Annotated in this window: 16 protein-coding genes; 9 read left to right on the top strand and 7 right to left on the bottom strand. The window is 68.8% G+C overall.

From position 1 onward, the window contains the following. Window positions 1–207 precede the first annotated feature (207 nt). Complete coding sequence (locus FHX50_RS08860; RefSeq protein ID WP_183376723.1) at window positions 208–1,146, top strand: LysR family transcriptional regulator; 939 nt, start codon at window positions 208–210, stop codon at window positions 1,144–1,146. Window positions 1,147–1,167: 21 nt separating this feature from the next. Here the strand turns inward: FHX50_RS08860 and FHX50_RS08855 are convergent, their stop codons facing one another. From FHX50_RS08855 to FHX50_RS08845, 3 genes are all read right to left on the bottom strand, one after another. Further along, window positions 1,168–4,170: an FAD-binding and (Fe-S)-binding domain-containing protein gene (locus FHX50_RS08855; RefSeq protein ID WP_183376722.1), complete on the bottom strand. Its 3,003-nt coding sequence runs from the start codon at window positions 4,168–4,170 to the stop codon at window positions 1,168–1,170. Continuing rightward, window positions 4,167–5,447, bottom strand: coding sequence for an anhydro-N-acetylmuramic acid kinase (locus FHX50_RS08850; protein ID WP_343064078.1), 1,281 nt, complete (start codon window positions 5,445–5,447; stop codon window positions 4,167–4,169). The genes FHX50_RS08855 and FHX50_RS08850 overlap by 4 nt, the downstream gene beginning before the upstream one ends. 128 nt (window positions 5,448–5,575) lie before the next feature. Continuing rightward, the gene (locus FHX50_RS08845) at window positions 5,576–5,896 is read right to left on the bottom strand and encodes a putative quinol monooxygenase (RefSeq protein WP_183376720.1); all 321 of its coding nucleotides are present in this window, start codon (window positions 5,894–5,896) and stop codon (window positions 5,576–5,578) included. A 136-nt stretch (window positions 5,897–6,032) separates the two neighbouring features. Here FHX50_RS08845 and FHX50_RS08840 point away from each other — a divergent pair, with 136 nt between their 5' ends. The 6 genes from FHX50_RS08840 (at window position 6,033) to FHX50_RS08815 (ending at window position 13,530) form a co-directional block, all read left to right on the top strand. Then, window positions 6,033–6,821 carry an IclR family transcriptional regulator gene (locus tag FHX50_RS08840; RefSeq protein WP_183376718.1) on the top strand — a complete coding sequence of 263 codons (789 nt, stop codon included), beginning with the start codon at window positions 6,033–6,035 and terminating at the stop codon, window positions 6,819–6,821. Between the two features lie 103 nt (window positions 6,822–6,924). Beyond that, a complete protein-coding gene (locus FHX50_RS08835; RefSeq protein WP_183376716.1) occupies window positions 6,925–7,509 on the top strand; it encodes a hypothetical protein in 585 nt (194 codons plus the stop codon). Beyond that, a complete protein-coding gene (locus FHX50_RS08830) occupies window positions 7,506–9,071 on the top strand; it encodes a GMC family oxidoreductase (protein WP_183376714.1) in 1,566 nt (521 codons plus the stop codon). The genes FHX50_RS08835 and FHX50_RS08830 overlap by 4 nt, the downstream gene beginning before the upstream one ends. A gap of 166 nt (window positions 9,072–9,237) precedes the next feature. Then, window positions 9,238–9,759, top strand: coding sequence for a hypothetical protein (locus FHX50_RS08825; protein ID WP_183376712.1), 522 nt, complete (start codon window positions 9,238–9,240; stop codon window positions 9,757–9,759). Between the two features lie 79 nt (window positions 9,760–9,838). Next, window positions 9,839–11,695, top strand: coding sequence for an ABC transporter ATP-binding protein (locus FHX50_RS08820; protein ID WP_183376710.1), 1,857 nt, complete (start codon window positions 9,839–9,841; stop codon window positions 11,693–11,695). Next, window positions 11,692–13,530 carry an ABC transporter ATP-binding protein gene (locus FHX50_RS08815; RefSeq protein WP_183376708.1) on the top strand — a complete coding sequence of 613 codons (1,839 nt, stop codon included), beginning with the start codon at window positions 11,692–11,694 and terminating at the stop codon, window positions 13,528–13,530. The genes FHX50_RS08820 and FHX50_RS08815 overlap by 4 nt, the downstream gene beginning before the upstream one ends. A 17-nt stretch (window positions 13,531–13,547) precedes the next feature. On the opposite strand, the gene FHX50_RS08810 is transcribed toward FHX50_RS08815, so the two are convergent. From FHX50_RS08810 to FHX50_RS08800, 4 genes are read right to left on the bottom strand one after another with little or no spacing between them, the layout of a single operon-like run. Then, window positions 13,548–13,937: a type II toxin-antitoxin system VapC family toxin gene (locus FHX50_RS08810; RefSeq protein WP_343064077.1), complete on the bottom strand. Its 390-nt coding sequence runs from the start codon at window positions 13,935–13,937 to the stop codon at window positions 13,548–13,550. After that, window positions 13,925–14,152: a FitA-like ribbon-helix-helix domain-containing protein gene (locus FHX50_RS12450; RefSeq protein WP_415830005.1), complete on the bottom strand. Its 228-nt coding sequence runs from the start codon at window positions 14,150–14,152 to the stop codon at window positions 13,925–13,927. The genes FHX50_RS08810 and FHX50_RS12450 overlap by 13 nt, the downstream gene beginning before the upstream one ends. A gap of 44 nt (window positions 14,153–14,196) precedes the next feature. Continuing rightward, on the bottom strand, window positions 14,197–14,607 hold the full coding sequence (locus tag FHX50_RS08805) for a universal stress protein (protein ID WP_183376706.1): 411 nt from the start codon (window positions 14,605–14,607) through the stop codon (window positions 14,197–14,199). Between the two features lie 4 nt (window positions 14,608–14,611). Beyond that, complete coding sequence (locus FHX50_RS08800) at window positions 14,612–16,093, bottom strand: APC family permease (RefSeq protein WP_183376704.1); 1,482 nt, start codon at window positions 16,091–16,093, stop codon at window positions 14,612–14,614. Between the two features lie 174 nt (window positions 16,094–16,267). Between FHX50_RS08800 and FHX50_RS08795 the strand changes: the two genes are divergently transcribed. Next, window positions 16,268–17,722, top strand: coding sequence for a M20/M25/M40 family metallo-hydrolase (locus FHX50_RS08795; protein WP_183376702.1), 1,455 nt, complete (start codon window positions 16,268–16,270; stop codon window positions 17,720–17,722). Continuing rightward, a partial coding sequence (locus FHX50_RS08790) for a Na+/H+ antiporter NhaA (protein WP_343064076.1) occupies window positions 17,719–18,222 on the top strand: 504 nt, incomplete at its 3' end. The genes FHX50_RS08795 and FHX50_RS08790, both read left to right, overlap by 4 nt.

The following is an 18,222-nucleotide window of genomic DNA, read 5'->3' as shown; positions in this document are numbered from 1 at the left end:
TTGTGGGCCGGCTGGGAAAGCACGGTCGTGGTGGTTTGGTTAGGCGAACCTCAGTTCGCGGGATCAGTCTGCCCACAGGTCACGCGTTTGTGCAACCTCGGTGTTGCGTAAATGGGGTTTTTGCAAGGCGGGGTGTGCGGAAAGCCGCATCCGTCGGCGCCCCGGCGGGGCCTCAGCGGCCGACGGGCCCGGTAGTAGGCTTCGGGCATGGATCCCCGCAGGCTGCTCATCTTCGACACCGTTGTGAAGAACCACTCCATCGGCGCCGCCGCGCGCGAACTCGGCTGGACCCAGCCCGCCGTCTCCCAGCACCTGTCGGCGCTGGAGAAGGAGACGGGCATGCAGCTGCTGCTGCGCTCCTCCGGCGGCGTCACCCCCACCGAGGCGGGCACGCGCCTGGCGGTGCACGCGGCCCAGATCGCGAAGACGATGAAGGCGGCGACTACGGAGATGGAGGACATCGTGGCGCTGAAGAAGGGCCGGGTCCGCTTCACCACGTTCCCGTCGGCCGCTGCGGTGCTGCTGCCGCCCACGCTGGCGGAGATGACGGAGCGCCACCCCGGCATCGCCCTCAGCTTCAACGAGATGGAGCCGCCGGAGGCGATCGCGGGGATCGCGGCGAACACGATCGACGTGGCGATGATCTTCCGCTACCCCGACACGAAGCTCGACGACGAGGGCCGCCTGGAGTGGACCCCGATTCTGGAGGACCAGGTCCGGCTCGTGCTGCCGAAGGACCACCCGCTGGCCCAGAAGGAGCACCTGTCGCTGTCCGACTTCGCGGAGGACGAGTGGATCGCCGGCTGTGAGCGCTGCAGCGCGAACCTGATGTGCGCTGCCGATGCCGCCGGTTTCACGCCGCGCGTGCGCTACTCCACCGACGACTCCACCGTGGTGCAGCGCCTGATCACGCACGGCACCGGCATCGCGCTGATGTCCGACGTCTCGCTGGAATCCGCCCCGAACCACGACGTGGTGGTGCGGACCGTGGACGGCGTCCCGTCCCGCACGATCGGCATCGTGAACCGCCCCGGCGCGATGAAGATCCCCGCGATCAGCGAATTCGCCGGCATCCTCTGCCACCAGGCCGCCCACCACGGCAGCGCCATCTCCCCCTGCAGCGGGCCCGCGTCACCGCTGACCTGAGGGGCCGACGGATTCCGCCTATCAGCCGGCGCGGGCCGCGTCGGCGAGCAGCTCGATGATGTGGCGGTAGTCCTCGCCAGTAGCACGGGACATGCCGATCTCGCAGGTGCGGTTGCAGGACGCGAACGCGCGGCTGCCGCGTGCAGCGCCGCTCCCCCGCAGTTCTGCGGCGTCGCGGTCATCAGCGGTGTCGACGCCTCGGCGCACCTCGGCGGCCTCGTCAGCGGTGGCGGCGTCCGTGAGCTCCGGGTGAAGCATGCCGCGGTCGCCCGCGAAGCCGCAGCACGACCACATCGCGGGCACCGTCACCGTGTCCGCAACGGCTTCGGCGACCTTGATGAGCGCAGGGTTCAGCCCCATCTGCGTGGAGGAGCAGGTGGGGTGCAGGACGATCTCCTCCACCTGCGGCTGAAGCGCCGCACCGGTGGGGGCGGTCCCGTCGGCCCCGGTGCACAGCAGGCGCGGCAGTGCTTCGCGGGCCACCAGCTCCACCGCATCCTCCACACGGAATCCCTGGTCGGCGAGCATGGAGGCGTAGCCCTCGGTGCAGCTGGAGGCGTCGGAGATGATCGGCAGATCGGCAGGGGCGCCGGCAGCGCTGAGCTCGCGCACCACGCGCCGCACGGCGCCGCTGACTCGGCGCTGCATCGCGCCGACGCCCGCCGCGTACCCCTTCGACGTCCACGGGGTGGCGCAGCACAGCGTGTCTATGCCGTCCGGGATGACGACTCGCAGCCCCACCCGCTCCAGGACCGTGCCGAGGGCGCCGGCCACGCCGTGCCGGTCCCGCTCGCCGCCACTGCAGCCGCCGTCACTGCAGCCACCGTCGCCGCAGCTGCTGTCGCTGCCGCATCCGTCGGCCGGCCCGAACATGGAGGACACGCACGCCGGCAGGTAGATGCCCACGAGGTCCCCGTCGCGCGCGCCGAGCGTGCGGCCGAGCAGGTGGCGGGCGGCGCCGCCTCCGGGCAGGTCCGGTGTGTAACGGGGCACCACGTCGGCCCCGAGGACAGCGCGGCCGGCGCGTGAGAGACCCCCGGGGACCGACGGCGGCAGTGCCCCGGCGGCGTCCAGCGCACCGGCGGCGCCGCGGCTGACGGGCGCCCAGGCGCGGGCCGCCCCCGCCCACGCGGCGGCGTGGATCGGGTTCGCCTTCTCGCGGCGCAGGCGCTTCACGAGCGCACCCGTGTCGATGCCCAGCGGGCAGGCGACGGCGCACATTCCGTCCACCGCGCAGGTCTGCACACCCTCGTAGTCGTAGTCGGCGCGGAGCTCCGCCACCGTGTCGAGGTCACCGCGGGCAAGCGCTGCTTCGGCGGCGCGGCGCACCACGATCCGCTGCCGCGGTGTGAGGGTGAGGTCCCGGCTGGGGCAGACGGGTTCGCAGTAGCCGCACTCCACGCAGCGGTCCACTTCGTCCTCCACCGGCGGGTTCAGTTTGATGTTCGCCATGTGCGCGTCGGCGTCGTCGCTGATGATGACGCCGGGGTTCATGATGCCGGCGGGGTCGATGAGGCGCTTGAGCTGCACCATGACGTCGTAGAGCTCGTCACCGTACTGGCGGTGCACGAACGGCGCCATCGCGCGACCGGTGCCGTGCTCGGCCTTGAGGTTGCCGCCGTGGGAGAGCACGAGGTCCACCATGGACTCGGTGAACCGGTCGTAGCGGCCGAGCGCGTCATCGCCCTCGAAGCGGTCGGTGAGCATGAAGTGGATGTTGCCGTCCTTCGCGTGGCCGAAGATGACGCTGCTGCCGTAGCGGTGCTCGGCGAACAGGTCCTGCAGGTCAGCGCAGGTGTCGGCGAGGGAGGCGGGCGGCACCACGATGTCCTCCAGGAGTGCGGTGGTGCCGATGGGGCGCGCACCGGCAACGGAGGCGTACAGCCCCTTCCTCAGCGCCCACGCGGACGCGCGGCCGACGGGGTCCTCACTGAACCGGACCTGATCCCGTAGCTGTTGACCGGCGAGGATGCGGCCCGCGGCGGCCTGCTGGTCGGCCAGGGCCGCTGCAGTCTCGGCGCGGTATTCGATGAGGAGGGCGGCTTCGCCGTCGGGCCGGAACCCGGTGATCTCCGGCGGCGCATCCGCGAGCTCCTGGCCGACGGTGATCGAGGTCGAGTCCATCAGTTCGAGGGTGGCGGCGCCGGAGTCGACGAGCGCCGGCAGGGCGCGGGCGGCGGCGTCGAGGCTGGGGAACACGCCGAGGCCGGTGGTGACGAACGGGGGCACGCCGACGGTGCGGAAGGTGGCGTCAGCGACGAAGCCGAGGGTGCCTTCGGAGCCGATGATGAGCAGGCGGAGGATGTCGATGGGGTGCTCGGCGTCGAGGAAGGCGTTGATGCCGTAGCCCATCGTGTTCTTCAGCGCGAAGCGCTCCCGGATCGCTGCGACGGACGCCGGGTTCGAGCGGATCCGCTCGCGCAGGCGGAGCAGGCCGTCATGGATGTCGGGCTCCAGGTCGCGCAGGCGGCGGTCGGCGTGCGGGTCAGCGGTGTCGATCAGGGTGCCGGTGGGCAGCACGAGCCACATCGATTCGAGGGTGCGGTATGTGTTCTGTTCGGTGCCGCAGGCCATGCCGCTGGAGTTGTTGGCGATGACACCGCCGATGGTGGCGGCGGCTTCGCTGGCCGGGTCGGGGCCGAGGCGGCGGCGGTAGCGGCGCAGGTGGTTGTTGACCTGGGCGATCGTCATGCCGGAGCCGGCGCGGACCCGCTCGCCGCCGTCGAGGACGTCGATGGTGCGGAAGCGCTGACGGACGTCGATGAGGATGCCGTCGGTGGAGGCCTGGCCGGAGAGGCTGGTGCCGCCGGAGCGGATCGTGACCGGGGTGCGGCTGGCGGTGGCGGCCGCGAGGATCCGGCCCACTTCGGGGGCGTCGGCGGCGGTGATGACGGCGCTGGGGGTGAGGAGGTAGTGGGAGGCGTCGCCGGCGCGGGCGGCGCGGTCGATGAGGCGGGTGGTGAGGCGCTTCGGGTCGCCGACGGCGTCGCGGATCGCGCCGGGCACTGTGCTGTGGTGGGTCATGGCTGCTCGATTCGGAGGGCGATGGGGGCGGGAACGCGGGCCGACGGGTTCGCGGCGCCGAATGGGCTCCCGCTCAGCGGCGGGGCGCCGCGCGTACCGGGGGTGATGGACCCGAGGACGGCGGCGCGGCCGGCGCCGGTGCAGGACGGCAGGGCGCCGGGCAGGCCGTGGACGGTGAAGAAGCCGAGCGCGGCGAACGCGAGCGCTTCCTTCGCGGCGGAGTCGAACCCGAGCTCGTCGCTGATGCGGACGTTCGATGCGGGAAGGTGCCGGCGGATCGCGGCGACGATCGCCGGGTTCCGGGTGCCGCCGCCGGACAGCACCACCAGGCCCGGCGCACCGGTGGTGTTCGCGCTGGTCAGCGCGCCGGCGAGGGTGCGCCCGGTCAGCTCCGTCAGGGTTGCGGCGAGGTCCTCGAGGCTGAGCTCATCCAGGTCGACCGGCGGGTCGGCGGCGCGGGCGCGCTCAGCGATGTAGCCCGGGTGGAACAGTTCCTTCCCTGTGGTCTTCGGGGCGGGCCGCTCGTAGAACCCGTCGGCCAGCAGCGCTTCGAGCAGGCGCGGGTGGGTGCTGCCGGCGAGCGCGAGCAGACCGTCGACGTCGGCGCTCTGACGGCCGCCGGTGCGGTCGTGGACGGCGGCGTCGAGGAGGGCGTTCGCGGGGCCGGTGTCGAAGGCGATGGGGTCGGCGCCGGGGCGCAGCACGGTGGCGTTGGCGATGCCGCCAAGGTTCACGGCGGCTGCGCTGCCGGCCGGTGCGATCCCGTCGGCCTCGCCGGCCTGCAGGCCGTGCAGCCAGAGCACGTCGATGAGCGAGACGAGTGGGGCGCCCTGGCCGCCGGCGGCGACGTCCCGCGAGCGCAGGTCGCTGACGGTGGTCAGGCCGGTGCGCTCCGCGATCCATGCCGCCTGCCCGAGCTGCAGGGTGCCGCGGACCTGACCGCCCTCGACCCAGTGGAAGAGGGTCTGGCCGTGGGAGACGGCGAGGTCGGCGCGGCCGTCGCAGAGCTCGGTGTCCGCGCGGGCGGCGAGGTCGGCGAACGCCTGGCCGATGCGGGTGTCGAGTTCGCACACCGCGCCCATGCTGGTGGGATTCGGCGGGAGGGCGGCGGTGATGGCGCGGCGCAGGCCGGGTTCGTAGGGTGCGGAGACGAGGCCGAGGGGGCGGAGCACGAGGGTGGGTCCGGCTGCGCCGTCCTCGAGATGGATCTGGGCTGCGGCGGCGTCGATCGCGTCATGGGACGTGCCGGACATCAGGCCGATGACGGTTGCGCTCACGGGCATCACACTGAACCACCTCACAACTGCATGGGGGAGCCGCAACAACAGAGGACTCCAGGGTAGGACCGACGACGCTGGCGTGAGGGCCCGGTCGACCGATCGATCAGACCCTCACGACCCGCCGGTCACTCGACGCTGATCTCGCCCATGGGGCCCCAGCCGTCGGACTCCACCTGGACCGATACGATCTGCGGAGTCGACGCCAGATAGGCGGGGAACTCCTCCTGCATTGCCTTGAAGTGTTCGGACTCGACATGAGGGGCGGCTCCCTCGTCGGTGAACGCTTCGATCAGAACGTACGTGTTGGGGTCCTTGACGCTGCGCGACCATTCGAACCACAGGTTCCCCGGTTCCTGCAGAGTCGCCTCGGTGAACTCCTCGGAGATTGAGGGCCAATTGTCCGCATGCTCCGGCTTGACCTCGAACTTCACATTGATAAGGATCATCGTCTTCCCTTTCCTGAACTGGTGGACTGCCTCGGACGATGTGCCCATCCTGGGCTGTGCCGCCCCTCGACTTCCACAGCTCTTCTCATCGCGCAAGAAGCCCTCAGCGCCGCTGCTCGTGGGCTAGCCTTGCGCAATGGCGGATCTTCAGGCGGCTCAGAACCCACCTCACGGACAGGTGGAGCGGACGTTCGCAATCCTCGAAGCTGTCGCGTCTCAGGGAAGCGCCTCCGCGAAGTCGATCGCGGAACGGACTTCCATCCCACTCCCAACGGTGTACCGGGCATGCAGCGAACTCATCGACCTCGGGTACATGGTGCATCTCCGCGCCGAAAGCAGGTTTGCGCTGGGCTACCGGCTGCACGTGCTGGCAAAGGGCCTCCACGACGATATCGGTGTGCCGCTCGCTGTCCGCCGAGAGGTGCGCAGCCTCCACAATGACCTCCATCTCGCCTGCTACCTGGCAGTCCATCGCGGCACCGATTTCGTCGTGGTCGACGTCGCCGACTCCGCTGACGCGCCCCGTCTGGGGAAGATGGGGTTCGGCTTCCATGAGAGTCCCCACGCGACGGCATTCGGAAAGATCGGCCTCGCATCCCTCTCCCACGACGAGCAGCACGAACGCGTGTCTGGGACTCCTCTTCAGCAGCACACCCCGAACACCAGGACCGATCCGAACGAGCTCCTTGAGGAGCTGGCGGCGATCAGCGAGAGCGGTGTTGCGTGGGAGCACGAAGAGTTCCAGCCAGGGATATCGTGTGCCGCTGCTGCGATTCGGGCAGGCGACGGACTGCTGATCGGGTCACTGGCGATATCGGCTCCGTCGGGTGCCTACGACGGGCGGCAGCGCCACATCGAATCACGGCTGCGTGCCTCCGCAGCGCGGGCCTCACGGGCGTACCGCCTGGGCGCGAACCGACTCTGACACTCCCGCGGAGGCTGATTCTCGTGCCCTGAGAACACCTCTTGAGCACCCAGACCCCTCTTCCTACTGTGGCGGCCATCACGTCACGACCTAAGGAGGGGTCATGCAGTCGAAGAAGACTGAAACCGGGAGAAGAGCAGGCCAACTCCCAGACGAAAAGGTCTATCTCACCCATCTGATCCGGGCCATTTTCCCGCATGACTCGGTGCCCATCACGGCGTATGAGCGGACCGCGGACATCGTTCTGCGGGAAGCCGCCGCGTCACCGTGGGCCGAAGTGAAGCTCCACCAAGGGCTGCGGTCGTTGGAAGCACTGTCCAACGGCACCTTCATCGACATGGAGCCCGACGAGGCACACCCGCTGCTCATGCAGATCCAGCACACACCGTTCTTCGGGTTCGTGCGGCAGAACGCCGTTGTGAACCTGTACGAGGACGAGGAGGTGTGGGCAACGCTCGGGTATGAAGGCCCCTCCTTCGACAAGGGCGGATACATCGACCGCGGCTTCAACGACCTCGATTGGCTGCCGGAACCTCGGATCGAGGAGTACGGAGGCGAGCCGTTGGCTCATGTCATTTCCCCAATCCCTGGCGCCAGCGGCGCCGCAGATGTCCGACCGGCTGCAGTACCCGTGGGGCAGAACCGACAGTCAGGACAGCCGAACCGGACCGGGAGGAGCGGGCAATGAAGAAGATCGAGCTCACAACCCCGTCGGTCGTCATCGTGGGTTCCGGAGCCGGTGGCGGCACCATGGCCTACGAACTGACACGAATGGGCATCGAATGCGTGCTGCTGGAGGCGGGCCCCTACCTGCACAACGAGGACTACGTGAACCTTGAGTGGGAAGCCTTCAACCAAATGGCGTGGACTGACCAGAGGACGACCTCCGGGTCGTGGCGCATCGCCAAGGACTTCCCCAACCTGCCCGCGTGGATCGTGAAGGCCGTCGGCGGGACCACCACTCACTGGTCGGGCGCGACACCGCGCTTCAAACCCCACGAGTTCAAGACCCGTTCCACCTACGGGCGAATCGACGGTGCGAATCTTCTCGACTGGCCCATCAGCTATGAGGATCTGGAGCCGTACTACACGCGTGCCGAGGACGCGATCGGATCCACACATCGCGGCGGGCGCCCGCCGCTGCCGGCGAACAACAACTACAAGGTGCTCGCCGGGGGTGCGGAGAAGGTGGGCTACAAGCACTACGCAACCGGTCCCTACGGCACCAACGCGGCACCCTACGACGGCCGGCCGGCGTCGATCCAGGATGGCTTCAACTTCCAGGGCGATAAGAACAAGTCGAAGTGGTCGACGATGGTGCGAGAGATCCCGCGTGCTGTCAAGACTGGAAAGCTCGATCTTCGCCCCAACTGCCATGTCGCCGAGCTGACCACGGACTCGAAGGGCCGAATCGAAGGGGTCCTCTACTTCGACGAAGACGGCAACCTGCAGCGTCAGGCAGCCGCCGTGGTCTGTGTAGCAGGCAACGCCATCGAAAACCCGCGTCTGCTTCTGCAGAGCGCAAATGCTCTGTTTCCGGACGGCCTTGCGAACTCCTCGGGGCAGCTCGGCCGCAATTACATGCGCCACCTGACGGGCAGCGTATACGCACAGTTCTCGAAGCCTGTGCACATGTACCGGGGTGAGACCATGGCTGGCCTGATCGCCGATGAATCCGTTCACAATCCCGGCCGCGGCTTCGCCGGCGGCTACTACATCGAAACAATCTCCTTGGGGCCGGCTTTCCTGGCCAGTTTCGCAGAGCCCGGAGCGTGGGGACGCAACTTCACGTCCATCCTCGACGGTTATGCGAATACGGCTGGTTGCTGGCTGGTGGGTGAAGACATGCCGCAGGAGTCCAACGCGATCACGCTGAACCCCACTGTCAGCGACCAGTTCGGCCTGCCGGTCGCAAATGTGCATTACGACGATCATCCAAATGATCTAGCCATGCGCGAACATGCCTACAGCGCAGCGGAGGCCCTTTACGAAGCAGTGGGTTCGACATCGACTCATCGCACTCCGCCATACCCGTCCACACACAATCTCGGGACGTGCCGTATGAGTGAGCGTCCGGACGATGGTGTAGTCGATGCCTTCGGCCGGGCCCACGACATTCCGAACCTGTTCGTTTCCGACGGCTCGGTGTTCACAACCGGCGCCGCTGCCAATCCGACACTCACGATCGTCGCTTTGGCAATGCGCCAGGCCGAATACCTAGAGGAAGCGTTGCGCACCGGCACCGTGTAACCCCTTGCTCGATCTGGTCGGGCAATGAAGTGGCCCCGGCGCTATCCCCCTCAGCAGCGCCGGGGCCGTTTCCTCTCCCTCTGGCATCCATTCTTGCCGGGCCCGCGCACCGATGGCGATGGGCTCCGCGGACTGTGGATAACTGCCCACGTGGGACGATGGGGACATGTCGTCGCGATCCGTGAACCCGTCGGCCCCCTCCCCCACCCCGGAGGGCCCCGGCCGCATCACTCCTGCCCCCTTGCCGCTCGGGCGGCTGTGGGTCAAACCCGTCGCCCTGTTCCTCGTGTTCACGGCGATCGGCGTTCTGCTCACAGCCTCCTCTCACCCCGTCTACGGTGCGGTGATGCTGGCGTTCGGCGCATTCATGGCGTTCTGGACCTCACCGCTGCGCCGGGGCCTGCACGAACCGCTCGCGCAGGCGCTGACGCGGCGCGCCGACGGCCACGGAATCATCCTGTGGGCCCCGTCCAACAAGGGCTCCGCGCAGATGCAGGTGGCGCTGCGGTCCAACGACGACCGCTTCAGCTGGGTGAACGTGGTGCACGATGCGGACGCCCGCACCCTCACCGCCGAACTCGGCGGGCTCGATGCCCTTCCGATCGTGCTCGTGGGCGAGCGCACCCTCGTCCGCGCCACCTCCGGGGAGGCGATCGACGCCGTCGATGGTGTCGCTCCGAAGCGCTGACCTGCGAAACCACGTGCGGCAGGCGACCTGCATCACATAGGATGGGCGGCCTGTGCAACACGAAGGAGAGCGATAGACGATGCGGCTGGCGATGCGACGACTCTGGATCCTGATCGCCCCCATCCGCATTCGCCTCATCCTCGGCCTCATCGTGGCGCTCGGCTCCTCCGTGCTCGCCCTGATGATCCCGCAGGTGCTCGAGCAGATGGTCAACTCCGACCTGCGCCCCGGCGGCCCCGCCTCCGTGGTGTGGACCGGCGGCGCGATCGTCCTCGCGCTCGGCACCCTCGAGGCGCTCCTGCTGTTCCTGCGCCGCATCTTCGTGATCGGCCCCGCCACCACGGTGGAGCGGGACCTGCGGGTCCGGCTGCACCGCAAGATCCAGGACATGCCGGTCGCCTTCCACGACCAGTGGGGCTCCGGGCAGCTGCTGTCCCGCGCGATGACCGACACCAACCTCATCCGCCGCTTCATCGCGTTCGGCATGATCATGGGCGTCACCACGATCGTCACCGTGGTGGTGGGCCTCGCCCTGCTGGTGAAGGCGAACTGGATCCTGGCGCTGATCTTCATCGCAGCCGCCGTGCCCGTCAGCATCTACTCCTACCGGTTCAGCCGCACGTTCTCGCAGCTGTCCCGGCAGTCGCAGGACCAGACCGGTGACCTCGCCACCACCATTGAGCAGTCCGTGCAGGGCATCCGCGTGCTCAAGGCGTTCGGTCGCGGCCCCACCGCGCTGGAGAGCTTCACCGCGCAGGCCGACGACCTCCGCCTCACCGAGGTCCGCAAAGCCACCGCCATCGCCCGCTTCGACATGGTCATGTTCACCCTGCCGGAGATCGCGACCGGTCTGTCCCTGCTGGTGGGCCTGCATCTGACGGCGTCGGGGCACATGAACGTGGGCCAGCTCGCCGCGTACTTCACCACCGCCGTCCTCGTCACCGGGCCCGTGCGGATGCTCGGCCAGCTGCTCGGCATGTTCGTCAACACCTCCACCGCCCTCGACCGCCACTTCGAGGTGATGGACGCCGAGAACACCATCACCTCGCCGGAGCCGGGGCAGGCGCAGCACCCGTCGGCCTCCCCCTCCCCCACTGCGCGCGGCGAAGTGGTCCTGCAGGACGTCCACTTCCGCTACGCCGACGCCCCCGACCGCATGCCCGACATCATCGACGGAGCCAGCCTCACCATCCGCCCGAAGGAGACGATGGCGCTGGTCGGCATCACCGGGTCCGGCAAGTCCACCCTGCTGCAGCTCGTCGCCCGCCTGTACGACGTCACCGGAGGCGCCATCACCATCGACGGCACCGACCTGCGCGACCTCCAGCTCGAGGACCTCCACACCCGCACCGCCGTCGCATTCGAGGACGCCACCCTCTTCTCCGACTCCGTGCGGACCAACGTGCTCCTCGGGGCCGACGCCGCCCTCAGCGACCAGGAGCGCGAGGACCTGCTGCACCTCGCGCTCGACACCGCCGACGCCTCCTTCGCCTACGACCTGCCCGACGGCGTCGACACCGCGATCGGCGAGGAGGGCCTGAGCCTCTCCGGTGGGCAGCGGCAGCGCCTCGCCCTGGCCCGCGCCATCGCCGCCCGACCCGAAGTCCTCCTCCTCGACGACCCCCTCAGCGCCCTCGACACCAAGACCGAAGAGCGCGTCACCGAGCGTCTGCGCGAGGTGCTGGATCAGACCACCACGCTGATCGTGGCGCACCGCACCTCCACCGTGGCGCTCGCCGACCGGGTCGCGCTGCTGGACGGCGGCCGAATCACCGCAGTCGGCACGCACGCGGAGCTGATGGAGACGTCCGAACGGTACCGGTACGTGATCGCGCACCAGCAGGAGGAGAACCGCCGCAACACCTCGGTGGACACCCTCACCGGCGAGATCGAAGCGATCAGCGGCGAGGCCGCGGAAGGGATGGAGGCACGATGAGCACCGCCGCGAACAGCACCTCCGCGAAGGGCAACGGCCTCGACGCCGACGGCGCCGTCCCCGTCACCGCGGAGGAGAACCGTGAGTCCCGCCGCCGCTCCATGCAGCTGCTGCGCGAACTCCTCGCCCCCGTGAAGCTGCAGTTCGTGCTCGTCGCGATCATGGTGGTGGCGGCGCAGATCGCCGTGGTCGCCGGGCCCGCCATCATCGCCTGGGGCATCGACAACGGCCTGCCTGCGCTCATGGAGGGCCGCTCCGGGCCGGCGCTCGCCGCCGCCGCGCTGCACGTGGCCGCGGCTGTCATCGCCGGTGCCCTCACCTTCGGGTACATCCGCCAGTCCACCGTGATCGGGCAGCAGATGCTGCTGGAGCTGCGGCGCCGAGTGTTCCGGCACACGCAGCGCCTCAGCCTCGAGTTCCACGAGAGCTACACCTCGGGCCGGATCGTGTCCCGCCAGACCTCGGACATGGAGGCCCTGCGAGAACTCCTCGAATTCGGTGTGCCGATCCTCATCGGCTCCAGCCTGTCGATGGTCTTCACCGCCGTCTCGATCGTCTGGATGGACTGGGTGACCGGCGCCGTCATGCTCATCATGCTGATCCCGTGCGTGGCGGTCACCGTGTGGTTCCAGCGGGCGTCCCGGGAGGCGTACCGCGCGATCCGCACCCATTCGGCGCGGCTGATCGTCCAGTTCGTGGAGGCGATGAACGGCATCCGCGCCGTGAAGGCGTTCCGCCGCGAAGAGGAGAACAACGAACGGTACGCGCAGCTCGCGGAGGACTACCGCGCCGCCACGGTCCGCTCCATCAACGTGTTCGGCATCTACCAGCCGTCCCTGCGGTGGCTGGCGAACCTCACCATCACCGCCGTGCTCGTGGTGGGCGGCCTGCGGGTGCTCTCCGGTGACCTGTCCGTCGGTGCTCTGCTGGCACTCGTCCTGTACTCCCGCCGCTTCTTCCAGCCGATCGACGAGATCGCCGGGTTCTACAACTCGTTCCAGTCCGCGGTGGCGGCGCTGGAGAAGATCGCATCGCTGCTGTGGGAGGAGCCGACCGTCAAGGACCCGCAGCCGGAGCGGGCGCGCCGCATCGAGCAGGGCCGCGGGGAGATCGACTTCCGCGATGCGTCCTTCCGCTACAGCGCCGACGGGCCCCTCGTGCTGCACCCGCTGGACCTTCACATCCCGGCCGGGCAGACCGTGGCGCTCGTGGGCCAGACCGGCGCCGGCAAGTCCACGATCGCGAAGCTGATCTCCCGCTTCTACGACGTCACCGGCGGCACCGTGGAGCTCGACGGCGTCGACCTGCGGGACATGACCGGCCTGGAGCTGACGCGGCACGTGGTGATGGTGACGCAGGAGGCGTACCTGTTCTCCGGCACCATCGCCGACAACATCGAACTGGGGCGCCCCGGCGCGAGCCGCGAGGACATCGAAGCGGCGGCCCGAGCCATCGGGGCGCACGAGTTCATCGAGGCGCTGCCCGACGGGTACGACACGGACGTCAACAAGCGCGGCGGGCGGGTGTCCGCGGGTCAGCGGCAGCTGATCTCGTTCGCTCGCGCGTTCCTCGCCGACCCGAGCGTGCTGATCCTCGATGAGGCGACCAGTTCACTGGACATCCCATCGGAGCGGATGGTGCAGGAGGGGCTCACGCGCCTGCTCGGCAACCGGACCGCGCTGATCATCGCGCACCGCCTGTCCACCGTGATGATCGCCGACCGCGTGCTCGTGCTGCACGACGGCCGCGTGGTCGAGGACGGCTCCCCCGCCGAGCTCGTGGACGCCGGCGGTCGCTTCGCCGCGCTGCACGAGGCGTGGCAGGCGTCGCTGTAGATCTGAGCAGAAGCGGATCAGAGCACGGTGACGAGAGCTCGATGGCCGGGGGCTGCGAGCTTTCGGTCGCACGTCAGCAGCCGCGCATCGAGCGCCTCGGCCAGCGCCACATACGACGCATCGTAGGTAGTGAACTGGTGCCTCAGCTCCCAGACGCGTGGAGCGGTCACGGCGAACGGATGGCGCGTGATCGAAAGATCACTCATGACTGCCCACGCTTGTTCAGCCGACTCTGCTGTGATCCGACGCCCCCGTTCCAAGCCTCGCAGGACGCTCATCACCTCGATGTCGAGAAGCTGCGGGGCGTGGAGGTCGGACGCGAGGACGTCGGACCACCACGTTCTGTCGGCTTCCCCGACCAGCATCTCGACGATGGCAGACGCATCGAGAACGGCTATGGGCGGCACTTGTGCAGCTCGCTCAGAATCTCGTCTCGTGTCGGGGCGCTCGACCTCGAGATGGAATCAAGACGTGCCATGAGTTCGTCCTTCGATGGTCGAGCAGCCACTGCGGTCAGTTCGTCCACCACATACGCGGACAGGGACTGACCACTAAGAGCCGCACGCTTCTTGAGAACTGCGGAAACGTCGGGAGGCACATCCCGGATGTACAGAGTGGACATACCTGCATGCTAGCAGTGTGCAAGCATCCTCGCCAGACCCCTGCTCAGAATCCCTGCGGCTGCACGAAGTCCTTCGGCTTCACCAGCACCACCGGGCACGGCGCCTCCATGACCACGCGCTGCGAGGTGGAGCCCACGAGGATCTTGCCGATCGGGGTGCGCTTGCGGATGCCCATCACCACAAGGTCCACGGCGTCGTCGCGGACGGCGCGGAGGATGTCGTCGGCGGGGTCGTCACGGCGCGGCACGGTCCGGATGGTGTACTCCAGGCCGGTCTCATCGAGCCGCTCGGTGAGGGGGCGGCGGTCGGTGACGGCGCGGTCCTTGCGGGCCACACCGCTGGATTCGGAGGCGAGGACGAGCAGCTCACCGCCGTGGGCGGCGGCTTCGGCGACTGCGTACTCGAAGGCGGCTTCGCTGGTGGCGGAGGGAACGTAGGCGAGCAGGATCTTCATCGGGTCATTCCTTGCCGATCTCGTCAGGGTTGTGGAAGCGGGTGCGGCGGGCGCGCACAGCACCGTTGTACAGGTAGGTGATCACGTACAGCACGAGACCCACACCGAGCAGGCCCGCGGCGATCGTGTAGTTCTTCGGGTCCTGCGCCCACGGCCCCACGAGGAACCCGGCGGTCACTGCGCCGAGCACCGCCATCACGGTGGGGGTGGTGAAGTGCTTGTGGTCCACGCGATCCCGGCGCAGCACCAGCACCGCAATGTTCACCAGGCAGAACACGGCGAGCAGCAGCAGGGCGGTGGTGCCGCCGAGCGCGGCAATGGTGTCCTCGGCGAACACGAAGCGGACGGCGAGGATGAGGCCCACGCCGAGCACGGTGGAGAAGATGATCGCGCTCCACGGGGAGCGGCGGGTCTTCAGCACGCCGCGCAGGAAGCCCGGGAGCACGCCCTGGCGGGCCATGCCGTACAGCAGGCGCGACGCCATCATCATGTTGATCAGGACGGTGTTGGCGACAGCGAAGATCGAGATGAACGGGAAGATGTCATCGATGGGCAGGCCCGGGGCGCCGTGGTGCACCACTTCGAGCAGCGGGGTGTCGGACTCGGTGAGGGGGCCGATCGGCACCACGGCGACCGTGGTGATGGACACCAGCACGTACACCACGCCGGTGATGGACAGGCCCGCCAGCAGCATCTTCGGGAAGGTGCTGGGGGCGTCCTTCACCTCTTCGGCCATGTTGACGGAGTCCTCGAAGCCGACCATGGAGAAGAACGCGAGGGCGGTGGCGCCGATGGTCGCCATGAACAGGGACTTGTCGGTCTGCGATTCGAACAGGACCACGCGGGAGAGGTCGGCGTTGCCCTGCCCGATGGCGAGGAAGCCGACTCCCAGCACCAGCGCCAGGCCGGACAGTTCGATGACGGTCAGCACCACGTTCGCCTTCACCGATTCGCTGACGCCGTACAGGTTGATCAGCGCCACGAGGCTGATGAACACCACCGCGATGACGGTGACGAGGGTGGAGGCGGAGGCTTCGCTCATCGACGTGTCGAGGTGGAACGCGGCGAGGAAGTTCTTCGCGAGGAACACGGAGCTGGTGGCGGCGGAGGTGATGCCGGAGGAGAGCACCGCGAACGTCACCATGAAGGTGAGGAAGTGGATGCCGAACGCCTTGTGGACGTAGAGCGCTGCGCCGGCGGCCTGCGGGTACTTCGTGACCATCTCGAGGTAGGAGAAGGCGGTCAGCAGTGCGACGCCGAACGCGATGATGATGGGGATCCAGCCGGCGCCGCCCACCTGGCCGGCGACCTTGCCCGTCAGGGAGTAGACGCCGGTGCCGAGGATGTCGCCGACGATGAACAGGAGCAGCAGCTTCGGGCCGATGGCCTTCTTCAGCTCGCCGCCGCCGTGCTCGGGCGCAGTGGTCGCGCCGCTGGCGGCATTCGGGGTGCCGCCGGCGCCGCTGGTGGGGGTTGCGGAGGACATGAGTGGCCTTCCTCGTGATCGGCGCCCGAGGGCATCGGGTGCTTCCAGTGGAACCGGCACACTCTACACCGGTGGGTGACCCATATCATCTCCCAGACCGCCGTCCACGGGGTACCGGACAGCTCCGGGCGGACGCCCCTGCCCGACCCAGGAGGTGGGGCATAGAGTGGCGCCATGGCAGACCTTCCCGACGACGTGAACATCTCACTGCCCGACACTCCGCGCGCCGCGGTCGAGCAGCTGATCGCCCTGGACACCACTTCGCGCGACGGCAACGTGCCCGCGATCGAACTCCTCCAACGGTGGCTCAGCGACCACGGCGTGATCACGCACGTACTGCGTGAGGACGACGGCATCAACGCGAACCTCATCGGCGTCTTCCCCTCCCGCCACCAGGCCGGCGGGGCCGACGGAGGCCAGGAATCCGTCGGCGCCCTCCTCCCCGAGCGCGCCCTCACCCCCAGCGACCAGCTCTCCCGCGACCTCATCGGGGAGCTGTCCGGGGTCGGCAAGGGCGGGGTGGACCGCCTCGACTCCCCCACCGACGGCGCCACCAGCGCGAACCCGTCGGCCGACGGGGCCACCAGCTCCGCCGACGCAGCCGAGGCACCCGCTGCCGGTGAGCGCCGCGGCGTCCTCATCGCCGGCCACGCCGACTGCGTGCCCGTGGACGGCCAGGACTGGGACTCCGACCCCTTCACCGCCACCGAGCGCGACGGCCTCCTCTACGGCCGCGGCACCTGCGACATGAAGTCCTACCTCGCCGTGTTCGCCCAGATGGCCGGCCGCTTCCAGGCCGCTGACCTCGACGAACCCGTCATCTTCGCCGCCACGTGGGAGGAGGAGACCACCTGCAACGGCGCCCGAGAACTCGTCAAGCAGCTCGACGCCCTCGGCATCCACCCGCGCGTCGCCTTCGTCGGCGAGCCGACCATGATGACCGCGATCGCCTCCCACAAGTCCATGAACTCCTTCCAGGCGACCTTCCACGGCATCGCCGCCCACTCGTCCCTGCTGCCGCGCGGCCTCAACGCCATCCGCTACGCCGGCGAATTCATCACCTGGTACCACCGCGAGGTCATCGACCGCCTCGTCGAGGAGGGCCCCAGCGACGACGCGTTCCCCGTCCCCCACACCACGGGCGGCGTCAACGTGGTCGACGCCGGCATCGCCGGCAACACCGTCCCCGACCACGCGCACCTCACGTTCGAGTTCCGCGCCCTTCCCAGCGTCGACGTCCCCGCCGTGGTCCGCGACATCCAGGCGAAGATCGACGAGCTCGACACCGCCATGAAGGCCGCGGTCCCCGACGATCCCGCGGACCCGTCGGCCGCGAAGAAGGTGGGCGCGCAGCTGACCATCAACTCCCTCCTCTACCCCCTGGACGCCGCCCCCGACGGCCCCGCCGCCACCCTCGCGAAGACGCTGGGCCGCGACGTCCAGGCCGAGAAGGTCACCTACGGCACCGAATCCGGGATCTACGAGCACGCCGGCATGAGCGCCGTGGTCATCGGCCCCGGTGACATCGCCCAGGCCCACGGCGCCAACGAATTCGTCTCTCTCGACCAGCTCGCGGCCTGCGAGGACTTCTTCGCCGCCCTCCTCACCCACCTGGAGACCGCGCAGTGAACACTCCCGACAAGCCCCTCGCCGGCGAACCCCACAAAGTCCCCCACCGCATCCTCGAGCGCGGCACCTACCGCGAGTACTCCCGCGTGGAGAACATCCTCACGAAGGAATCCGCCGGCGGCATCGCCCTGATGATCGCGACCCTCATCGCGCTGATCCTCGCCAACGCCGGCTTCAACGACTTCTACACCTCCCTCGCTCAGACCGAAGTCGGGTTCGAGACCCCCTGGCTGGACCTGAAGCTGTCCCTCGCCCACTGGGCGGCCGACGGGCTCCTCGCCGTCTTCTTCTTCCTCACTGGCCTGGAGCTGAAGCAGGAGTTCGTCACCGGTGACCTCAACGACCCCGGCAAGGCGCTCGTGCCGATGTTCGCCGCCGCCGGTGGCGTGGCCGTCCCCGCCGTCATCTACACGCTCATCAACCTGATGGGCCCGGCCGAAGCACGGGGCGGCTGGGCGATCCCCGCCGCCACCGACATCGCGTTCGCGGTCGCCGTCCTC

Origin of the sequence: Helcobacillus massiliensis (assembly GCF_014191425.1) — a bacterium.
Lineage (GTDB): Bacteria > Actinomycetota > Actinomycetes > Actinomycetales > Dermabacteraceae > Helcobacillus > Helcobacillus massiliensis.
Note: the sequence above shows the minus strand (reverse complement) of the source record. Positions and strands in the feature narration are given on the sequence as shown.

What these genes read in the sequence shown, in the direction of transcription:
- FHX50_RS08860 (WP_183376723.1), top strand. Translation starts at nt 208, where the DNA reads ATGGATCCCCGCAGGCTGCTCATCTTCGACACCGTTGTGAAGAACCAC.
- FHX50_RS08855 (WP_183376722.1), bottom strand. Translation starts at nt 4,170, where the DNA reads ATGACCCACCACAGCACAGTGCCCGGCGCGATCCGCGACGCCGTCGGC.
- FHX50_RS08845 (WP_183376720.1), bottom strand. Translation starts at nt 5,896, where the DNA reads ATGATCCTTATCAATGTGAAGTTCGAGGTCAAGCCGGAGCATGCGGAC.
- FHX50_RS08840 (WP_183376718.1), top strand. Translation starts at nt 6,033, where the DNA reads ATGGCGGATCTTCAGGCGGCTCAGAACCCACCTCACGGACAGGTGGAG.
- FHX50_RS08835 (WP_183376716.1), top strand. Translation starts at nt 6,925, where the DNA reads ATGCAGTCGAAGAAGACTGAAACCGGGAGAAGAGCAGGCCAACTCCCA.
- FHX50_RS08830 (WP_183376714.1), top strand. Translation starts at nt 7,506, where the DNA reads ATGAAGAAGATCGAGCTCACAACCCCGTCGGTCGTCATCGTGGGTTCC.
- FHX50_RS08825 (WP_183376712.1), top strand. Translation starts at nt 9,238, where the DNA reads ATGTCGTCGCGATCCGTGAACCCGTCGGCCCCCTCCCCCACCCCGGAG.
- FHX50_RS08820 (WP_183376710.1), top strand. Translation starts at nt 9,839, where the DNA reads ATGCGGCTGGCGATGCGACGACTCTGGATCCTGATCGCCCCCATCCGC.
- FHX50_RS08815 (WP_183376708.1), top strand. Translation starts at nt 11,692, where the DNA reads ATGAGCACCGCCGCGAACAGCACCTCCGCGAAGGGCAACGGCCTCGAC.
- FHX50_RS12450 (WP_415830005.1), bottom strand. Translation starts at nt 14,152, where the DNA reads ATGTCCACTCTGTACATCCGGGATGTGCCTCCCGACGTTTCCGCAGTT.
- FHX50_RS08805 (WP_183376706.1), bottom strand. Translation starts at nt 14,607, where the DNA reads ATGAAGATCCTGCTCGCCTACGTTCCCTCCGCCACCAGCGAAGCCGCC.
- FHX50_RS08800 (WP_183376704.1), bottom strand. Translation starts at nt 16,093, where the DNA reads ATGTCCTCCGCAACCCCCACCAGCGGCGCCGGCGGCACCCCGAATGCC.
- FHX50_RS08795 (WP_183376702.1), top strand. Translation starts at nt 16,268, where the DNA reads ATGGCAGACCTTCCCGACGACGTGAACATCTCACTGCCCGACACTCCG.